Genomic DNA, 18,080 nt, shown 5'->3' on the forward strand with positions numbered 1-18,080 from the left:
ACGTCTCCAAAAACAAAAACGGATGCCGGTAAAGGCATCCGCTCTCTTGTCACACATTCACGCAAACCGAAACGGTTCAGGCGGTTTTCAGCGCATCCTTCAGCGGCTTGACGAGGTCGAGACGCTCCCAGGAAAACGAGCCGTCGCGACCGGCCTTGCGACCGAAATGGCCATAGGCCGATGTCTTGGCGTAGATCGGCTTGTTCAGATCGAGATGCCGGCGGATGCCGGAGGGCGAAAGGTCGATCGTCTTGCGGATCGCGGCTTCGACTTCATCTTCGCTGATCTTGCCGGTTTCGTGCAGATCGACATAGATCGAAAGCGGCTGGGCAACGCCGATGGCGTAGGACAGCTGGATCGTGCAGCGATCGGCCAGGCCAGCCGCCACGACGTTCTTGGCGAGGTAGCGGGCAACATAGGCTGCGGAACGATCGACCTTGGTCGTGTCCTTGCCCGAAAAGGCGCCGCCGCCATGCGGTGCGGCACCACCATAGGTGTCCACGATGATCTTGCGGCCCGTGAGGCCTGCATCGCCATCCGGTCCGCCGATGACGAACTTGCCGGTGGGGTTGATGTACCAGTTGCAGTCGGCCGCAATCTCGATGTCGTGCAGCGCTTCGCGGATATAGGGCTCGACGACGGCGCGCACCTTGGCGGAATCCCAGCTCTCGTCGAGATGCTGGGTCGACAGGACGATGGAGGCGACCTCCTTCGGCTGTCCGTCGACGTAGCGCACGGTGACCTGGCTCTTTGCGTCCGGGCCCAGCTTGCCGGCATCGCCCTCGCCCTTCTTGCGGGCGGCGGCGAGCAAATGAAGGATACGGTGGGAGTAATAGATCGGGGCCGGCATGAGATCGGCGGTTTCGCGGCAGGCGTAACCGAACATGATGCCCTGGTCGCCGGCACCTTCGTCACCCTGCTTGTCGGCTGCGTTATCGACGCCCTGGGCGATATCGGCCGACTGCGAGTGCAGCAACACGTCGATCTTCGCAGTCTTCCAGTGGAAGCCGTCCTGCTCGTAGCCGATTTCGCGGATGGCCTTGCGGGCAGCCGTCTTGAACTTGGCCGGATTGATGACGTCCTTGCCGTTCTTGTCCTTCTTCATCAGGCTCGGCGGCAGGCGGACCTCACCGGCGATCACCACGCGGTTCGTGGTCGCCAGCGTTTCGCAGGCGATGCGCACGCCCCAGGGATCGACACCCGTTTTTGCTGCTTCGCGATAGACCAGATCGACGATCTCGTCCGAAATCCGGTCGCAAACCTTATCGGGATGTCCCTCGGCCACGGACTCGGAAGTAAACAGGTAGTTAGCACGCATGCGGGACGTCCCCTCAGTGAAAACAGGCTTCGACGGTGTAGTAAGTATGCCCGTAAAAGACAAGCGCACAAGGACATAAATATATCTTTATATCAACAAATGAGGTTGTTTATTGCCGAATTTTGGCTTGCTGCGGCGTGAAACCGATTTTTCACAGCGTCCTGGTCGACATGAAAAAAGCGGCCCGTAAGCCGCTCTTTTCATACGAATCTCATTGCACTATTCCGAGTCGACGTCTGCCGCGAGCGCCTTGACCAGATCGACGATCTTGCGCCGGACCTTGGGGTCACCGATCTTGACGAAAGCCCGGTTCAACTGGAGGCCTTCGGACGACGATAGGAAGTCGACGACATAGTTGGAGCTTGAGGCTTCGGCCATGCCGGACGCACCGCTGCCGGACCCGCCATCGCCAGGCGCATCTTCGAAGAAGAAGGACACCGGAACATTGAGAATAGCGGAGATGTTCTGAAGGCGGCTCGCACCGACACGGTTTGTGCCTTTTTCGTATTTCTGAATTTGCTGAAATGTAATGCCGAGTGCTTCGCCCAGCTTCTCCTGGCTCATTCCAAGCATTGTCCGGCGAAGCCTGATCCGACTTCCGACATGGATGTCGATCGGATTCGGCTTCTTTTTGTTCTCAATCATAGCGGGTTCCTATTATTCGAAGTTACTTCAGCCCGTACTTCGGCCGTTGCAAAGAGCAGACCACATGCCATGCCACGTAGTCCGGGTCATTCCCCTCCGAGCATAGGTGCGTTTGACGGCAGCGGCACTATGCAACTTCGCGCGTTTTGGGTCAATTCTGCCGAAAAACAAAACCAAAACGAGAAAGTATCGCGAACACCATCATAAACAGCACCAGAACGAGAGCGTGCCTCCGCTGTTGCTCGGGCGCGGCGACCAAAGCCGCACGACCGGGCAGAATTGTGTCGAAAAAGCCACGTTCGCCAAGAGAAAGGCCGGAGACGACATTTCCTCGCGCATCGATGACCGCTGAAATGCCGGAATTGGCCGCGCGGATCATCGGGACGCCATTCTCGACCGCGCGCAGGCGCGCCTGCTGGAAGTGCTGGTAGGGCCCCGGCGTATCGCCGAACCAGGCATCATTGGTGATGTTGAGCAGCGCGCCGGTGGAGAGCGCGTCGCTGCCGATCTCGTTCGGGAAAATCGCCTCGTAGCAGATCAGGGGATAAAGCGTGCGCCCGCCCGGCAGCGTCAGGATGGTGCGGGTGGCTGCCGATGAGAAGCCGCCCGGCATGGAGGCTGCGATTGCGTTCAGCCCCATGCGCGACAGAAGATCCTCGAACGGCAGATACTCGCCAAAGGGCACTAGGTGGACCTTGTCGGCCGCACCGACGATCTGGCCACGATCGTCGATGACATAGACGGAATTGTAGTAGCGCGGCGGCAGGCCGGCGCCCGCATCTTCCGTGCGGACAGCGCCGGTAACGAGGAGCTGCCCGTCCTGCAGCACATCGGCGATCCGCGTCAGGGCATCCGGATTGTCCGTGAGGATGAAGGGCACGGCCGTTTCCGGCCAGACGATGATATCCGGCCGCTTGCCACCCGTCTCGGGTGGCGCTGCGCTCAGTGCCAGATGGGCCTCAAAGACGGAGGCGCGCTCGCTGTCGTCGAGTTTTCGGGCCTGATCAATGACGGGCTGGACGATCCTCACCGTTGTCTGCGGCTCGGCTGCGGGCGGCTGGGGCTCGTGCAGACGGTAAGCGCCATAGCCGACATGAGCCGCGACCAGAGCGGCCGCGAGCGTCAGACCGACGCCCATGCCCTTGCGGGTGCCGATGAGGGCTGGCGCGGCATAGACGAAGACGGCGAGCAGGTTGATGCCGACCATGCCGACCAGCGAGACCGACTGCATGAGGAGCGGCACCGGCATGGCAGCCATTCCGATCGCGTTCCAGGGGAAGCCCGTGAACAGAACGCCGCGCAGCCATTCGGCGCCTGCGAAGGCGACGGCGAGCGCCGCGATGCGCCCTGCCCCGTCGGACCAGAGCAGACGGGCGACAAATGCAGCCAAGCCGTAATAGATCGCAAGCACGGCCGGCAGGCCGACGACGGCGAGCGGCAGCGCCCAGGCGAAGGTGTCGGCCTCCACCAACAGCGCATTGCCGAGCCACCAAAGACTGCCGAGGAGATAACCGAAGCCGAAGCACCAGCCGAGCGAGAAGGCAGGCAGCGCCCGGCGAAGCGGGCCGTGTTCCGGCTGACCGGACGTGCCGTCGAGCAGCCAGACGAGAACGGGGAAGGTCAGAAACGGAACGGCGAAGATGTTGAACGGCGGCAAGGCGAGGACCGTGACCAGCCCGGCCAGAAACGCGAGGGATGCCCGCCGAAGACCCGACGACAGCATGATCCTGCCGGCCAAACGTTCCATTCGCAATCCTATCCGCCTGCTACGATCCGGGTATCCGGCACCGTACGCCACGATGATCCCGTGGCACCGGTCGATGTCCCACGCTCTTCATGATGCATCAGGCATGCCCAGAGCATGTGTCCTGTTGCTGATCGACGCGCAGGAAAAGGCCATGCCACGACCTGCCCTGCGGAACGGCGTCGCAGCCGTCAGCGGCCGGACGGCTCTTCGGTGGAGGTCGCTTCGGTCCGTGGGGGCTCGACACCAACGTCTTCCTCGCCCTTCACGGTCACGCGGCGGCGGGCCGGTGGGCGCTTGCGGACGATCCGGACCTTCTTCACGCGCCGGGGGTCGGCATCCAGAACCTGGAATTCGAATCCCGGCAGGGCCTGCACGACCTCGCCGCGAGCGGGAATGCGGCCGAGGGATGCGAACACCAGTCCACCCAGCGTATCCACTTCCTCCAGTTGCTCGCGCACGTCGAAATCCGGGCCGATCGCAGCCGCGATCACCTCGAGCTCGACGCGGGCATCGGCGACGAAGATGTCGTCCGACGTGCGGGAGAACATGACCTCGCTGTCGTCATGCTCGTCCTCGATATCGCCGACGACCATTTCGACGATGTCCTCCAGGGAGGCCAGCCCATCGGTGCCGCCATATTCATCGATGACGAGCGCCATCTGGATGCGCGCGGCCTGCATGCGCTGCATGAGGTCGGAGGCATGCATGGACGGCGGCACGAACAGAACCTGGCGAATGATGCCCGCCTCTTCCACCGTCTTGTCGAGATCGATACGGGCAAGGTCGATGCCGGCGCGCGGCTGGCGCTGCACCTTCTGCGGACGATCCGCAGCGAGGGCCGCCACGGCGGGCGATGCCGCCACGCGGGGCGGGCCGCGGCGGTGGGCGCGCGCCTGCTTCGTCACATAGGAGAGGAGATCGCGGATGTGGACCATCCCGCGAGGATCATCGAGGCTTTCGCTGTAGACCGGCATGCGCGAGCGCCCGGACTCCTCGAAGATGATCATGAGTTCGCCGATGGTGATGCTCTGGTCGACGGCCTCGATATCGGCGCGCGGCACCATCACATCTTCTACGCGCACTTCGCGAAAGCGCAGGATGTTGTTGAGCATGGCGCGCTCGGCCGGCGAGAAGACCTCGTCGGCCCCCGGATCCGCCATCAGGGCGTCGGCAAGATCCTCGCGGATCGTGGCGCCGTTCGGGCTGCGGAACAGGCGGGCCGCACGGGCCCAGAAAGAGGTATGGTGCCGGTGGCCTTCCGGCTTGTGCGCCTCGGGCTTGAGGGCGTCGGCGGCTTCGGCCTCGTAGGCTTGGACCGCGCTACTACTGCCCGGTTCGTCCTGACTGGAGGCGTCGGCATCGTCTTTGCCAGCCACGGCCGGCTGTGATCTGAAGTCGCTCATCGTTCCAAACTGTCAAACGGGATCGCTGTCCCCATAAGGATCAGATACCCCAAGACCCGAGAGAATGCGAGTCTCCAGCTGTTCCATTTGCTCCGCATCCTCTGTTTCCAGGTGGTCGTAGCCGAAAAGATGCAGGAAACCATGTACCAGAAGATGTGTCAGATAGTCATCGAAGGGCTTCCCGAGGTCTTCTGATTCGCGCACCAGCGTCTCGTAAGCCAGCACGATATCGCCCAGCATCGGGCCCGGCATGCCGCCCGGCACCACGGGAAAGGCCGGGAAGGACAGGACGTTGGTCGGCTTGTCCTGGCTGCGCCATTCCGCATTGATGCTGCGGATTTCCGCGTCGCTGGTGAAGACGAGAGACAGTTCCGGCGTCATCTTCGGGAAGGGCTGGCCCTCCTCGCGCGCGAGAAAGGCGGCGGCATGTTCGAGGATGCGCGTGCTCGACGCCTCGAGCACGGCTTCGTCCGGCCAGCCGCCTTCTTCGACGCTGACCTGAAGTTCCAGCAAGGATGTTTGCGACATGCTTTACAGGCTTTCGTCCGGCACGGCCGTCTGCGCCTCGTAGGCCCGCACGATGCGCGCGACCATCGGGTGGCGCACGACATCAACGTCCTTGAAGCGCACGACCGACACGCCCTCGACCTCTTTCAGGATCTGCAGCGCTTCCACGAGGCCCGACTTGGTGCCGCGCGGCAGGTCGACCTGGCTCGGGTCGCCCGTCACGATCATGCGACCGTTCTCGCCGAGTCGCGTCAGGAACATCTTCATCTGCATGGTCGTGGTGTTCTGCGCCTCGTCGAGAATGACGACGGCATTGCCGAGTGTGCGGCCGCGCATGAAGGCGAGCGGGGCGATTTCGATGACGCCGGCGGTGATCGCCCGCTCGACCTTGTCGCCGGGCATCATATCGTAGAGCGCATCGTAAAGCGGGCGGAGATAAGGATCGACCTTCTCCTTCATGTCGCCGGGCAGGAAGCCAAGGCGCTCGCCGGCCTCGACGGCCGGGCGCGAGAGGATGATGCGATCGACCGCGCCGCGTTCCAGAAGCTGTGCGGCATAGGCCACAGCGAGGTAAGTCTTGCCGGTACCGGCCGGGCCGACGCCGAAGACGAGCTCAGAGCGCTCCAGCGCGCGGATATAGGCATCCTGCGTCGGCGTGCGGGCGGCGATGGTCTTCTTGCGGGTCGAGATCTGCGCGAGGTTCAACTTGGCCTTCTTCTCCATCGTGGGAAGCTGCAACTGGTCGTCGGCGGCAACGGCCATGCGGATCGCGCCCTCGACGTCGGAGGTCTCGACCGTGCTGCCCTTTTGCAGGCGACCGTAGAGATAATCCAGTGCCCGGCGCGCCTGATTGGTCGCCGTCACCTCGCCCGAGATCGCCACGGAATTGCCGCGCGGGCGGGCATCCACATGCAGGCGCTGCTCGATAAGCTTGAGGTTCTGATCGTATTGTCCGAACAGCTCGCTCGCAAAGCGGTTGTTCTCGAATGTGAGCACGAAGTGATTGGCGTCTGTCGTAGGCGTTGTCTTCGACTGGCGCGGCGGGTTTGAAACCAATTCGTGTCCGTTCAAGCGGCAGGGCTCCCGAGGATGTCGTCAGGCCCTGATTGTATCAGTCGTCGACCACGTCGGCAAACAAACTGTTAGGACCCGCGGCGGTGATTCGTACCTTGATAATGTCACCGATTTCCACGCCCTTTGCATCAACATTCACCGACTGCAGCCAGGGCGAGCGACCGATAAGCTGACCGGGCATGCGGCCGGGCTTTTCCAGAAGCAGATCGATCGTGCGGCCGATGCAGCTTTCGTTAAAGGCGCGCTGCTGCTCGAGAAGCAAAGCCTGTAGCGTTTCCAAGCGCTTGGCCTTGATATCCTCCGGCACCTGATCCTTGAGGTCCGCGCCGGGCGTGCCCGGACGGGTTGAATATTTGAACGAAAATGCCTGTGCATAACCAATGGTGCGCACGAGGCTCAGCGTGTCCTCGAAATCCGCATCGGTCTCGCCGGGAAAGCCGACGATGAAATCGCCCGACAAAGCGAGGTTCGGCTGGGCGCGGCGGATTCGCTCGACCAGCGCTACATATTCGGCCGCCGTGTGACGCCGGTTCATGGCCTTGAGGATACGGTCCGAGCCGGACTGGACCGGCAGATGCAGGTAGGGCATCAGCGCCGGCAGGGAGCGGTGCGCTTCGATCAGGCTGTCGTCCATGTCGCGCGGATGGCTGGTGGTGTAGCGCAGGCGCGCGAGGCCATCGATTTCCGACAGCCGTTGCAGGAGAGCGCCTAGGCCCTCGCCGCCAGAGGTGACGGTGCCGTGCCAGGCGTTGACGTTCTGTCCGAGCAGCGTGATTTCGCGAACGCCGGCGGACACCAGCTTCTCGGCTTCCGCGACGATCTGCGCCATGGGGCGGGAGACTTCCGAGCCGCGCGTATAGGGCACGACGCAGAAGGTACAGAACTTGTCACAACCCTCCTGTACCGTCAAAAAGGCGGTGACGCCGCGGGCGCGGGTCTTTGCCTTGTCGGGCGCCGGCAGATGTTCGAACTTGTCCTCGATCGCGTAGTCGGTTTCCAGCACGCGCTCGCCGCGGCTGACGCGCTTCAGCGCCTCCGGCAGGCGGTGATAGGTCTGCGGCCCGATGACGAGATCGACGGCGGGCGCCCGACGCAGGATCTCGTCGCCCTCGGCCTGCGCCACGCAGCCGGCCACGCCGATCATCATCTCGCGCCCTTCGCCCGCCTTGCGCTTCTTCAGGTCGCGCAGCCGGCCAAGGGCGGAGTAGACCTTTTCGGCTGCCTTCTCCCGGATGTGACAGGTGTTCAGAAGAACGAGGTCCGCATCCTCCGCATTGTCGGTCGCGACATAGCCATCCTTCGCCAGCGCGTCCGTCATCCTGTCGGAATCATAGACGTTCATCTGACAGCCATAGGTCTTCACGAAGACCTTTTTCGTGGGTGCCGGAGCGAGGGCGGATGGGGGAGCGAGGAGCGTTTGGTCGGTCATGCCAGGTGCATAGCGCAAATCGGGCTGGAAATGAAGCGATGTGGGATTTGGGAAGGTGTAGGGATGGGAGACAGGAAAAAGGAAGGAAAACCCTCTTGTATCCAAAGAGCATTGTTTCTGTAGGATTGGAGGCTCTTTGGATACAAGAGGGTTTTCCTTAAAACATCCTCATCGCCCCCGAAGCCGCGCTAGCAGCATGCCTTTCAGTTGCCTCTCCACCTCCCGGCTTACCTGCTTCCGGTTACTGTCGGCGCGGTAGGCGATGGTGTCGCCGAAGACGAGATCGACATCCACGGCGCCTTCGCGCAGGACGCCCATGAGATGCGGCACGAGCTCGATATCGCCCGGCCAGGCGGCGATGGGGCGGTGGTAGCGGCCCATCGGCATGCCGTGGACTTTTGTGTAGGCGATGGCGACCGGCTGGACGTGGACGGTTCCCTCTGGCGCCAGCGGTACGGCGGCAGCGGCGGCTCCGAAAAGCGAGGTCTTGATCTCCAGCAGCCGGTTGCCATCGGAGGTCGTGCCTTCGGGAAAGAGCACGACGATTTCGCCCGCGGCGAGGCGTGCGCCGATCTCGTTGACCTGATTGCCCGTGGTGCGCTTCTGCTCGCGTGCGACGAAGATGGTTGCCTGCAGACGGGCGAGCAGGCCGAACACGGGCCATGCCTTCACCTCTGCTTTTGCGATGAAGACGACATCTGCGACCGAGCCGAGGGCGAGGATGTCCTTCCAGCTGACATGGTTCGCCACGAGCAGGAGCGGTCGCCGTGTATCCAGCGCGCCGTGGACATGCACCCGAAGCCCGATCATGCGGCAGGCGATGCGGTGCCAGAGACGCGGCAGGGTTCGCCTTGCCGGTCCGTTGCGCCAGAGCAGGAAGAGCTGTACCGGCGCGAGCAGAAGCGTCGCCAGAACGAGGAGCGAGACGCAGACGACGATCCGGAGCCAGACGATCATCGGCCGCTCAGAGATCGAGACGGAGAACGTCGGCACCGCCGGGGGCGGCATCCGGGCCGGACGGCTTGTAATAGGCCTTGCGCTCGCCGACCTTGCGGAAGCCCAGCCGGCGGTAGAGCGCCAGTGCGGCCACATTGGCCTGATCGACTTCGAGGAACATCGCCTCTGCGCCATCCTGCCGGGCACGGCCGAGCGCAGCCTGCATCAGGCGCCATCCGAGGCTGACCCTGACATAGCGGGGATCGACGCCAATGGTCAGGATTTCCGCTTCGCCGCCGGCCGATCGTGTCAGCACGAAGCCGCCCATCGCCGATCCACTGGCCGCATTGTTCTGGCGGGCGACGAAGCCGAAGACGCTTTCCTGCAGAAGCAGTGCGTGAAATTCGCTGGCGCTCCAGGCCGGCTTGAAGAGAGCGGCGTGAATGCGCGCGACGCCTGGGAGATGATCGACATTCATGTCGAAGATATCGAACTCCGGACGGCGGATGAAGTAGTCGATCAATGCCATCTCAGGCGCGTGCCACGGCAAAGCCCGCCTGAGAGCGGACGTCCGGGCCTCGGAGGTAAAGCGGTTTCGGCAGGGCGGTCGCGGGATCGGCGGCCGCGCCGAGCTTTGCCACGACCGCGATATCGGCGGTATCGAACGGCCTTTCGCTCGCTTCCGCCGCTGCGTCTTCGCGCAACAGGGATGCGCCGGAGCCGCTGATGGTACCGGCAAAGGTGGCGAACGTGGCTCGGGCGGCGCCGACATCGAGTGCTTCGGCTTCAGCCATCGGCTGTCCCGCGGCGTCGAACGTCTGGAGATAGACCTCCTCGCGCTTGGCATCGGTGACGATAAGGACGGGATGGCCGGGCGCGGTGGCGAGAACGGATGTGGCCAGTGCCTGCAGGACGGAAATGCCGACGACGGGACGGCCCAGAGCAAGCCCGAGGCCTCGGGCTGTGGCAACGCCGACGCGGATGCCGGTAAAGGAGCCGGGACCGATGGTGACGGCGATGCGATCGACCTTGTCCATCTCGAGGCCGGCCGCCTCCAGTGCTTCGTCGATGAAGCCCATCAAGCGCTCGGCATGGCCGCGGCCGATATCGGCGCCGGCGGTGCTCAGGGTCGCGTCGCGCGCGGCATCATAGAGCGCGACGTTGCAGGCTGTGCCGGCGGTGTCGATGGCAAGAACGATCATGCGGAAGGATGGCCCCGTCTCAGGATGCCCGTCCCCCGGGCGGTCGTTGATCCCCTAGGAAGCGCCGCCCCCGGCGCTTCCTGAAGGGCAGTCTTATCGGTTGCGGATCAGACCGCTTCGACGGCCTGAACCTCGGGCACGAAGTGGTGCAGAAGATTCTGTACGCCATGCTTCAGGGTCGCGGTCGAAGAGGGGCAGCCCGAACAGGCGCCCTTCATGTTGAGGAAGACGGTGCCATCGCGAAAACCCTTGAAGGTGATGTCGCCGCCGTCCTGGGCGACGGCCGGGCGGACGCGGGTTTCCAGCAGTTCCTTGATGGTCGCGACGATGGTCTCGTCGCCCTTCTCGAAGAACTCGCCTTCCTGATCGACCTCTTCCGCACGGCCCTGCCCCGCCATGATCGGCTGGCCGGACATGAAGTGCTCCATGATGGAGCCGAGGATGGCGGGCTTCAGGTGCTGCCACTCGGCATCCGCCTTGGTGACGGTGATGAAGTCGTAGCCGAAATAGACGCCGGTGACGCCGGGAATATCGAAGATGCGGGCGGCGAGCGAGGAACTCGCGCGGGCCTCGGTCTCGTCGCGAAACTCGGCCGTGCCGGTTTCCAGCACGACCTTGCCCGGCAGGAACTTCAGCGTTGCGGGGTTCGGGGTCGATTCGGTCTGAATGAACATGATGTGCTCCCTGTCGGGTCAAGGCCGACGGTCAAAGAATGCCGGATGAGCATAGGCGTCTCGCGCCTCGCCATCAAGCCTGCGCTCCGACCGTGAAATGGTGATTGCCGAGCCTGCATACCAGAGGTGCAGGTCGTTGGACAGAAAGATCCGTCGCCGACAGGCTGCGTCCGATCAGCTCAGCGCATCGATCTCTTCGTCCGTCAGCAAATCCGGGATGACGGTGACGGGGATCGGGAAGACCGCCGTTTTGCCGGCGATGGAGGCGACCAGCGGGCCGGGGCCGTCCTTATAGGAGCCGGCGGCGAGAACCAGAATGGCGATATCCCGGTCTTCCTCGATGAGGCCGTAGATCTGCTCGGTCGGAAGCCCCTCGCGGATGATCATTTCCGGCTCGATGCCGATCTTCTCGCGCACGTCATGCGCGACCTTTGCAAGTGTCGCTTCCGCTTCGGCACGGGCCTCGGCCCGCATGATTCCCTCTACGCCCAGCCACTGCTGGAAATCGCCATCGGGGATGACATAGAGCAGAGCAAGGGCGCCGGAGGAATGTTTGGCGCGCATGCCGGCATAGTGGACGGCGCGGCCGCATTCCGGGGTGTCGTCGATCACCGCCAGAAACTTGCGGCGGTGACCTTCCATGCGTGAGAGACGTGTCGAGACCATGTGGGAACTCTGACATTCGCGCCGGCCCTTCGCAAGGCCGTTTTCGTCTCGTCCCCGTCCGGTGACGGAAGCCGCCTACTGGAGGAAGCCGATGATCTCGCGAACCTCGCGCATCGTGGTTTCCGCCCGCGCCCGTGCACGCTCGCCGCCATCACGCAGGATAGCATCGATGTGGCTGGTGTCGCCCATCAGCCGCGACATTTCGCTGGTGATCGGCGCGAGCACGTTGACCGCGAGATCGACCAGCGCCGGCTTGAAGACGGAGAACTGCTGGCCGCCGAACTCGGCGAGGATCTCGGCCTTGGTGCGGTCGGCAAGGGCGGCATAGATGCCGACGAGATTGTCGGCTTCCGGGCGTCCGGCAAGACCTTCGATCTCCGAGGGCAAGCCATCCGGATCGGTCTTTGCCTTCCGGATCTTCTTCGAGATCGTCTCGGCGTCATCCACGAGGTTGATGCGCGAGAGATCGGACGGATCGGACTTCGACATCTTCTTCGTGCCATCGCGCAGGCTCATGACGCGCGGCGCCGGCCCGTCGATCATCGGCTCGACCATCGGGAAATAGGCATGCACGGGCTCTTCGCCGACCGTGATGTCGATGCCCTTGCCGCCCTTGCGGATGTGGGCCTGATAATCGAGGTTGAACTTCATGGCGATGTCGCGCGTGAGCTCCAGATGCTGCTTCTGGTCGTCGCCGACCGGCACATGCGTCGCGCGGTAGACGAGGATGTCGGCGGCCATCAGGCTGGGATAGGCAAGCAGCCCGAGCGAGGCATTCTCGCGGTCCTTGCCGGCCTTGTCCTTGAACTGCGTCATGCGGTTCATCCAGCCGATGCGCGCGACGCAGTTGAAGATCCAGGCAAGCTCCGCGTGCTGCGGCACGGCCGACTGGTTGAAGACGATATGGGCCTTGGGGTCGATGCCGGAGGCGATGAAGGCTGCGGCGATCGAGCGGATCTGACCCGGCAGGTCCTCATGCACCAGCTGCGCCGTGATCGAATGCAGGTCGACCACACAATACATGCAGTCGTTATTGTCCTGCAGCGCCACGAATTTGCGGATCGCGCCGAGATAATTGCCGAGGTGAAGATTGCCTGTCGGCTGGACACCGGAGAAGACGAGCGGCGGAAAGTTTGACATGGAGACCTCGATCAGGCGCGGGAAATCATGCGGTCTGCCGCAGAAACGGCCGGCAGAATTTTCCGGGCTTATGCACGGGCGGTGCCCGACAATCAAGGTGGTTCTCTGTCCGTCAGTCTCAACCGGCCGGCTGCAGGAGATCCCAGAGATTGCCGAAGGGATCGGCAAAGACCGCAACGGTGCCGTAAGGCTCATGCCGCGGCTCTTCCCGGAAGGCGACGCCCTTGGCGAGCATGGCGGCGTGGTCGCGCGCGAAATCGTCGGTGTGCAGAAAGAACGCGACGCGCCCGCCGGTCTGGTTGCCGATGGCCGCCGCCTGCGCCGCGCCGTCCGCCTTGGCGATCAGCAGCGCGGTTTCGCGCGCACCGCGGGGCCGCAGCACCACCCAGCGCTTTCCGTCCCCCATATCGAGGTCTTCCAGAAGCTCGAAGCCGAGGCTGTCACGATAGAAGGCGATGGCGTCGTCGTAATCGGGCACCACGAGGGTGATGCGGGCGATGGTCTGTTGCATCGGTTGCCTCGTGGCTGTGGTCACATTTGCGGCGGAGGCAGGACGCTGGTGTCCGCCTCCTCCTGAGCGGTTTCGGGGCGCGGCTTGCGCTTCAGGTTGCGGCGAAGCATCGAGGCGTCAGCGCCGCCGATGGCGAAGGCGAGCGCGAAATAGACGATCATCGCCATGCCGATCAGCAGCATCAGGGCCGTCAGCTGCGTCAGAAGACGCGCCTGTGGGGTCAGCCAGTCGGCGAGATAGCCGGAGGCGTAGTGCAGCGAGACCGCCATGACGACCGTTGCCGAGACGAGACGCAGGACGCGGGAAAACAAGGCTGGCTCCCACTCCCAGTGGCCGCGGCGGACGAGCGTCACGAAGAGCAGCACCGTCGTCAGCCAGCCGGAGGCGGCTTCGGCCGTGGCGATGCCGCGTTCGCCGTAGATCGGGAACAGCGATACGGCGAGCAGGCAGTTGAAGGCGACCGAGATACCGGTGAACCGCATCGGCGTCTTGGTGTCTTCGCGCGCGAAGAAGCCGGGGTTGAGCGCCTTGATCATCACGAAGGCGGGAAGGCCGAGGCCGTAGATCGCCAGCGTCGAGGCGACCGTGGCCGTGGTGGCCGGCGAGAAGGCGCCGCGCTCGTAAAGCACGCGCACGATTTCGTCGGAGATGACCCAGATGGCGCCGGCGGCCGGCAGCGTGAGGAACAGCACGAATTCGAGCGAGCGGTTTTGCAGGTTCGCCGCTTCCTTCACCGCACCGCCGCGAAGGGCGCGCGACAGCTCCGGCAGCAGCACCACGCCGACGGCGATGCCGACGACGCCGAGCGGCAGCTGGTAAACCCGGTCGGCATATTGCAGCACGGCGATGGCGCCGTCCTTGGTGGAGGCGATCATCTGGCCGATGAGCTGGTTAATCTGGGTGATGCCACCGGTGATGGCGGCGGGAAAGGCGAGCACCAGCAGGCGCTTGACGTTGGGCGTGTAGCGCGGGCGGCGCAGGCCGAACCGCATGCCGGCATGGCGCACGCCGGCATAAAGCACCGCCATTTGCAGGATACCGGCAACGAGCACGCCCCAGGAGAGATACCAGGCCGTCATCAGCGGGTCGGCGCCTGTCCAAAGACCATAGGCGAGTGCTGCAATCAGGGTCAGGTTCAGAAAGACGGGGGCTATGGCGGCTGCGAAATAGTGGTGCAGCGAGTTCAACATACCCGACAGCATCGCCGTCAGCGACATGCACATGAGATAGGGAAACATCACGATGGCGAGCTTGACCGTGACGTCGAACTTTTCGGGGTCGTTGACGAAGCCCGGCGCGATGATCGTCGAGACGATCAGCGGCATGGCCAGTTCCATGGCGATGGTGATGACGAGCAGCACCGTGAAGAGGACGCCGAGAACCTCCTCGGAAAAGCGCTTCGCACCGTCGATGCCGTTCGCCTCGATCTCCTTGGCAAACAGCGGCACGAAGGCGGCGTTGAACGCGCCTTCGGCAAAGAGGCGGCGGAAGAGATTGGGAAAGCGGAACGCGGCGTAGAAGGCATCGGCCATGGGGCCGGTGCCCAGCGCCGCGGCCATCAGCGTCTCGCGGCCGAAGCCGAGCAGCCGGCTGCCGAGCGTGGCTCCGCCGACGGTTGCAAACTTGCGGGCAAGGCTCATCCGTCAGCTTTCATCTTGCGGGACCCTGCGGACCGCGTGTTCGACGGGGCCGCCGCACCTTGGGGGACGGCACTGCCCTCCGGCGAAGGACCCAAGGGTGCATGGCCGAGGGGCGCAATCCCCTGCGCGATGATGCCGGCCGGCATGCGGTCGCGCACCTCGTCGGCCTGTTCCGCCATCACGGCCTTGAGGCGGGCGGTGATATGGCTGTGCCGTGTCTCGTTGGTGATCTTCGCGCCTAGGAGGTCGGTCACGTAGAATGTGTCGATGACCTTCTCGCCGAAGGTGGTGATGTGGGCGGAATGGATGTCGAGCGACAGATCCGCCAGCACCGCCGTGATCTCCGACAGAAGGCCCGTCCGGTCGAGGCATTCGACCTCGACCACCGTGAACTTGTTCGACAGCGAATTGCTGATCGTGACGGCAGGCGGCACGGTGAAGGTCTTGTTGCGCTTGCGGCCCTTGGTGCGGCTGGCAATGACGCCCGGCAGGTCCTTCTTGCCCGAAAGCACGTCCTCGATCATCCGGCCGATGCTGGCCGCGCGCCGCGTCTCGTCGTCATCGACGGTGAATTCGCGGTTGATGAGGATGGTGTCGAGCGCGCGACCGTCCGATGTCGTGAAGATCTGCGCATCGACGATGTTGGCGCCGGCGGCGGCACAGGCGCCGGCGATGATGGCGAGCAGGCGTGGATGGTCGGGCGCAAGAACCGTGATCTCGGTAATGGCATGGAACTGATGCGTCCGCACCATGGTGGCGAGCGTCCGCTCGGCCTTGTCCGTTTCACGGATGAAGCGGGCATGGCGGACCTGATCGTCGAGCGACACGGACAGCAGATAGGGCTGGTAGTGCAGCCGCGAATAGGTCTTGCGGTCTTTGCTGCTGAAATCCTCGAGCGCATCGAACAACAGCGAGGCCGCGTGCGCGGCGCGCTCCTTGCGCGGCACATCCGAAAACCCGCCGGACAGCAGAAGCTCAGTCTCGTAGTAGAGCGTGCGGAGCAGCTGCCCCTTCCAACCGTTCCACACGCCCGGGCCGACGGCGCGGATGTCGCAGACGGTGAGGATCATTAGCATCTTCAGCCGGTCGAGCGACTGGACGCGTTCGGCGAAGTCGAGGATCGTCTTGCGGTCGTTGAGGTCGCGGGTCTGCGCGACCATCGACATGGTCAGGTGTTCCTCGATCAGCCAAGACACCGTTTCGGTCTGCTTGTGCGTCAGGCGGAAGCGGGGTGCGAGGCGACGGGCGAGCCGGGCGCCGGCCTGCGAGTGATCCTCCGGGCGACCCTTGGCGACATCGTGCAGGAGCACGGCGACGTAGAGTGCGGTGCGCTCCTCCACCTGCGGCATGAGTTTGGCGGCGAGCGGGTGGATATCCTGATCGAGCCCGCGATCGATGCGCGACAGCATGTCCACGGCCCGCAGCAGGTGCTCGTCCACCGTGTAGTGGTGGTACATGTTGAACTGCATCAGCGAGACGATGCGGCCGAACTCGGGGATGAAGCGGCCGAGTACGCCGGCCTCGTTCATGCGGCGCAGCACCAGCTCCGGGTCGCGGCGCGAAGTGAGGATGGAGATGAAGAGGCGGTTGGCCTCCTCGTTCTCGCGCAGGGCCGGCGTGATAAGGCCGAGCGACCGGGTCAGCTGCTTGAGAGCGGCCGGGTGGAACTCCAGACCGTTGACGTCGGCGATGTGGAAGAAGCGGATGAGGTTGACCGGATCGCGCCGGAAGATGTCGGGGCTTGCCAGCGCGATGCGGCCGCCATCGTCGACGAATTCGAGCGAGCCGGCGATCTTGCGGACGCGGCGGCGGAAGCGGTTGATGACGGCGGAGAAGCCGGGCAGTTCCTTGGCCTGCTGGTCCTCCAGCGCCGCGCAGAAGATGCGCGTGAGGTCGCCGACATTCTTGGCGACCAGGAAGTAGTGCTTCATGAAGCGCTCGACCGAGGTCATGCCGGGATGATCCTGATAGCCGAGGCTCTCGGCGATCTCGCGCTGGATGTCGAACGACAGGCGCTCTTCGGCCTTGCCGGTCAGGAAGTGCATATGGCAACGCACGGCCCAGAGGAAATCGTCCGACTTGCGGAACAGATGGTATTCGGAGCGCGAGAGCACGCCGAGCTTGACGAGATCGGAGGACTCGCGGACGCGGTAGTAATATTTGGCGATCCAGAACAGCGTGTGCAGATCGCGCAGGCCGCCCTTGCCTTCCTTGACGTTGGGCTCCACGAGGTAGCGCGTGTCGCCGGCCTTGCGGTGGCGCTCGTTGCGCTCGGCCAGCTTGGCGGCGATGAATTGCGGACCCGTATTGCGGACGATCTCGTCGTCGAAACGGGCTTCCAGATCATCCACCAGCCCGGCGCAGCCGCAGATCAGGCGCGCTTCGAGAATGGCGGTGCGAATCGTCATGTCCTCTTCGGACAGGCGGATACACTCTTCCACCGTGCGGGTGGCATGGCCGACCTTGAAGCCCATATCCCAGAGGAGATAGAGCATGTACTCGATCGCCGGCTCGCAGAAGGGCAGCTTTCGCGCCGGGAGCAGGAATAAGAGATCGATGTCGGAGCCGGGGGCGAGCGTGCCGCGACCATAGCCGCCGACGGCCGCCACCGCGATCTGCATGGAAGGCGGCATGCCGGCCGCGTTGAAGACGTGGTTCAGCACGAAATCGTGCAGGATGGCGATCAGCCGGTCCTGCAGCCAGGAAATCCGGGCCGCACAGGCAAGCCCGCCGCCGTCCTCCTCCAGGAGTTCGTAGGCTTTGGCGCGGCCACGGGCATTGGCGTCTTTCAGCGCGGCCAGCAGGGCCTGACGCATCGGGTCGCGCTGTTCGGCATGCGCCGACGCGATGAAATCCACCTTGGCCTTGAGGGCTGCGATGTCCAGGATGTCGCTGAAGTCGATGTCCTGTCTCCTTGGCGCCGGCCGGATGTACTCCGGGCGCGCGATAGTTGCGAGCCGCTGTTTTGGCATCACATTCGAACCTTCCGCCCTTCCGGCGTCAACGGGCCACCGGTCGCAGCGCGATCGTCGCTTGTACCCCGACCCCCATTTCCCGCCAGGGTCTGAAGGGTATAGGGCAAAACGATTGCCAAGACGTTTCCGACCCGGCCGATGCATCGTTTCCAACGGGCAATTGCGCCCTTTCGAGGGCGTCCTTAGGCTGCTCGCCTGACCCAGAGCTGGATA

General features: G+C 63.9%; 16 protein-coding genes. All 16 read right to left on the minus strand.

Features of this window, described 5'->3' with window-relative positions; all coding sequences use genetic code 11:
- Positions 1-76: 76 nt before the first annotated feature.
- The 16 genes from metK to G8E10_RS02010 all read right to left on the minus strand — a co-directional run bounded on the left by metK (position 77) and on the right by G8E10_RS02010 (position 17,864).
- Positions 77-1,318 (minus strand): methionine adenosyltransferase, encoded by a 1,242-nt coding sequence (gene metK / locus G8E10_RS01935; protein ID WP_167126334.1) that lies wholly within the window; start codon positions 1,316-1,318, stop codon positions 77-79.
- A 219-nt stretch (positions 1,319-1,537) separates the two neighbouring features.
- On the minus strand, positions 1,538-1,963 hold the full coding sequence (locus G8E10_RS01940) for a helix-turn-helix domain-containing protein (RefSeq protein ID WP_110800260.1): 426 nt from the start codon (positions 1,961-1,963) through the stop codon (positions 1,538-1,540).
- Positions 1,964-2,114: 151 nt separating this feature from the next.
- Positions 2,115-3,710 (minus strand): apolipoprotein N-acyltransferase, encoded by a 1,596-nt coding sequence (gene lnt, locus G8E10_RS01945; RefSeq protein WP_167126337.1) that lies wholly within the window; start codon positions 3,708-3,710, stop codon positions 2,115-2,117.
- A gap of 188 nt (positions 3,711-3,898) precedes the next feature.
- Complete coding sequence (locus G8E10_RS01950) at positions 3,899-5,113, minus strand: hemolysin family protein (protein ID WP_167126341.1); 1,215 nt, start codon at positions 5,111-5,113, stop codon at positions 3,899-3,901.
- Positions 5,114-5,125: 12 nt separating this feature from the next.
- Positions 5,126-5,641 carry an rRNA maturation RNase YbeY gene (ybeY, locus tag G8E10_RS01955; protein WP_167126344.1) on the minus strand — a complete coding sequence of 172 codons (516 nt, stop codon included), beginning with the start codon at positions 5,639-5,641 and terminating at the stop codon, positions 5,126-5,128.
- 3 nt (positions 5,642-5,644) lie between these two features.
- Positions 5,645-6,691 carry a PhoH family protein gene (locus tag G8E10_RS01960; RefSeq protein ID WP_110800264.1) on the minus strand — a complete coding sequence of 349 codons (1,047 nt, stop codon included), beginning with the start codon at positions 6,689-6,691 and terminating at the stop codon, positions 5,645-5,647.
- A gap of 40 nt (positions 6,692-6,731) precedes the next feature.
- Positions 6,732-8,123, minus strand: coding sequence for a tRNA (N6-isopentenyl adenosine(37)-C2)-methylthiotransferase MiaB (gene miaB, locus G8E10_RS01965; protein ID WP_167126347.1), 1,392 nt, complete (start codon positions 8,121-8,123; stop codon positions 6,732-6,734).
- A 168-nt stretch (positions 8,124-8,291) separates the two neighbouring features.
- Positions 8,292-9,080, minus strand: a complete 789-nt coding sequence (gene olsA / locus G8E10_RS01970) for a lyso-ornithine lipid O-acyltransferase (RefSeq protein ID WP_167126350.1) — start codon at positions 9,078-9,080, stop codon at positions 8,292-8,294.
- A 7-nt stretch (positions 9,081-9,087) separates the two neighbouring features.
- Positions 9,088-9,588: a GNAT family N-acetyltransferase gene (locus G8E10_RS01975; protein ID WP_132445962.1), complete on the minus strand. Its 501-nt coding sequence runs from the start codon at positions 9,586-9,588 to the stop codon at positions 9,088-9,090.
- A 1-nt stretch (position 9,589) separates the two neighbouring features.
- Positions 9,590-10,261 (minus strand): tRNA (adenosine(37)-N6)-threonylcarbamoyltransferase complex dimerization subunit type 1 TsaB, encoded by a 672-nt coding sequence (gene tsaB / locus G8E10_RS01980; RefSeq protein WP_167126353.1) that lies wholly within the window; start codon positions 10,259-10,261, stop codon positions 9,590-9,592.
- A gap of 107 nt (positions 10,262-10,368) precedes the next feature.
- Entirely contained in the window at positions 10,369-10,935 is a 567-nt protein-coding gene (locus tag G8E10_RS01985) for a NifU family protein (RefSeq protein WP_110733054.1), read from the minus strand.
- A gap of 174 nt (positions 10,936-11,109) precedes the next feature.
- On the minus strand, positions 11,110-11,601 hold the full coding sequence (locus tag G8E10_RS01990) for a universal stress protein (RefSeq protein ID WP_110727263.1): 492 nt from the start codon (positions 11,599-11,601) through the stop codon (positions 11,110-11,112).
- A 75-nt stretch (positions 11,602-11,676) separates the two neighbouring features.
- A complete protein-coding gene (trpS, locus tag G8E10_RS01995; RefSeq protein ID WP_167126356.1) occupies positions 11,677-12,741 on the minus strand; it encodes a tryptophan--tRNA ligase in 1,065 nt (354 codons plus the stop codon).
- 118 nt (positions 12,742-12,859) lie between these two features.
- Positions 12,860-13,252, minus strand: coding sequence for a VOC family protein (locus tag G8E10_RS02000; RefSeq protein ID WP_167126359.1), 393 nt, complete (start codon positions 13,250-13,252; stop codon positions 12,860-12,862).
- 20 nt (positions 13,253-13,272) lie between these two features.
- Entirely contained in the window at positions 13,273-14,892 is a 1,620-nt protein-coding gene (gene murJ / locus G8E10_RS02005; protein ID WP_167126362.1) for a murein biosynthesis integral membrane protein MurJ, read from the minus strand.
- Positions 14,889-17,864 carry a [protein-PII] uridylyltransferase gene (locus tag G8E10_RS02010; protein ID WP_167126365.1) on the minus strand — a complete coding sequence of 992 codons (2,976 nt, stop codon included), beginning with the start codon at positions 17,862-17,864 and terminating at the stop codon, positions 14,889-14,891. The genes murJ and G8E10_RS02010 overlap by 4 nt, the downstream gene beginning before the upstream one ends.
- Between the last annotated feature and the right edge of the window lie 216 nt (positions 17,865-18,080).

The organism is Ferranicluibacter rubi (genome assembly GCF_011603255.1).
Taxonomy (GTDB): Bacteria; Pseudomonadota; Alphaproteobacteria; order Rhizobiales; family Rhizobiaceae; genus Ferranicluibacter; species Ferranicluibacter rubi.

Coding starts and splice junctions, on each gene's coding strand:
- metK (WP_167126334.1), bottom strand. CDS start 1,318: ATGCGTGCTAACTACCTGTTTACTTCCGAGTCCGTGGCCGAGGGACAT.
- G8E10_RS01940 (WP_110800260.1), bottom strand. CDS start 1,963: ATGATTGAGAACAAAAAGAAGCCGAATCCGATCGACATCCATGTCGGA.
- lnt (WP_167126337.1), bottom strand. CDS start 3,710: ATGGAACGTTTGGCCGGCAGGATCATGCTGTCGTCGGGTCTTCGGCGG.
- G8E10_RS01950 (WP_167126341.1), bottom strand. CDS start 5,113: ATGAGCGACTTCAGATCACAGCCGGCCGTGGCTGGCAAAGACGATGCC.
- ybeY (WP_167126344.1), bottom strand. CDS start 5,641: ATGTCGCAAACATCCTTGCTGGAACTTCAGGTCAGCGTCGAAGAAGGC.
- miaB (WP_167126347.1), bottom strand. CDS start 8,123: ATGACCGACCAAACGCTCCTCGCTCCCCCATCCGCCCTCGCTCCGGCA.
- olsA (WP_167126350.1), bottom strand. CDS start 9,080: ATGATCGTCTGGCTCCGGATCGTCGTCTGCGTCTCGCTCCTCGTTCTG.
- G8E10_RS01975 (WP_132445962.1), bottom strand. CDS start 9,588: ATGGCATTGATCGACTACTTCATCCGCCGTCCGGAGTTCGATATCTTC.
- tsaB (WP_167126353.1), bottom strand. CDS start 10,261: ATGATCGTTCTTGCCATCGACACCGCCGGCACAGCCTGCAACGTCGCG.
- G8E10_RS01985 (WP_110733054.1), bottom strand. CDS start 10,935: ATGTTCATTCAGACCGAATCGACCCCGAACCCCGCAACGCTGAAGTTC.
- G8E10_RS01990 (WP_110727263.1), bottom strand. CDS start 11,601: ATGGTCTCGACACGTCTCTCACGCATGGAAGGTCACCGCCGCAAGTTT.
- trpS (WP_167126356.1), bottom strand. CDS start 12,741: ATGTCAAACTTTCCGCCGCTCGTCTTCTCCGGTGTCCAGCCGACAGGC.
- G8E10_RS02000 (WP_167126359.1), bottom strand. CDS start 13,252: ATGCAACAGACCATCGCCCGCATCACCCTCGTGGTGCCCGATTACGAC.
- murJ (WP_167126362.1), bottom strand. CDS start 14,892: ATGAGCCTTGCCCGCAAGTTTGCAACCGTCGGCGGAGCCACGCTCGGC.
- G8E10_RS02010 (WP_167126365.1), bottom strand. CDS start 17,864: ATGCCAAAACAGCGGCTCGCAACTATCGCGCGCCCGGAGTACATCCGG.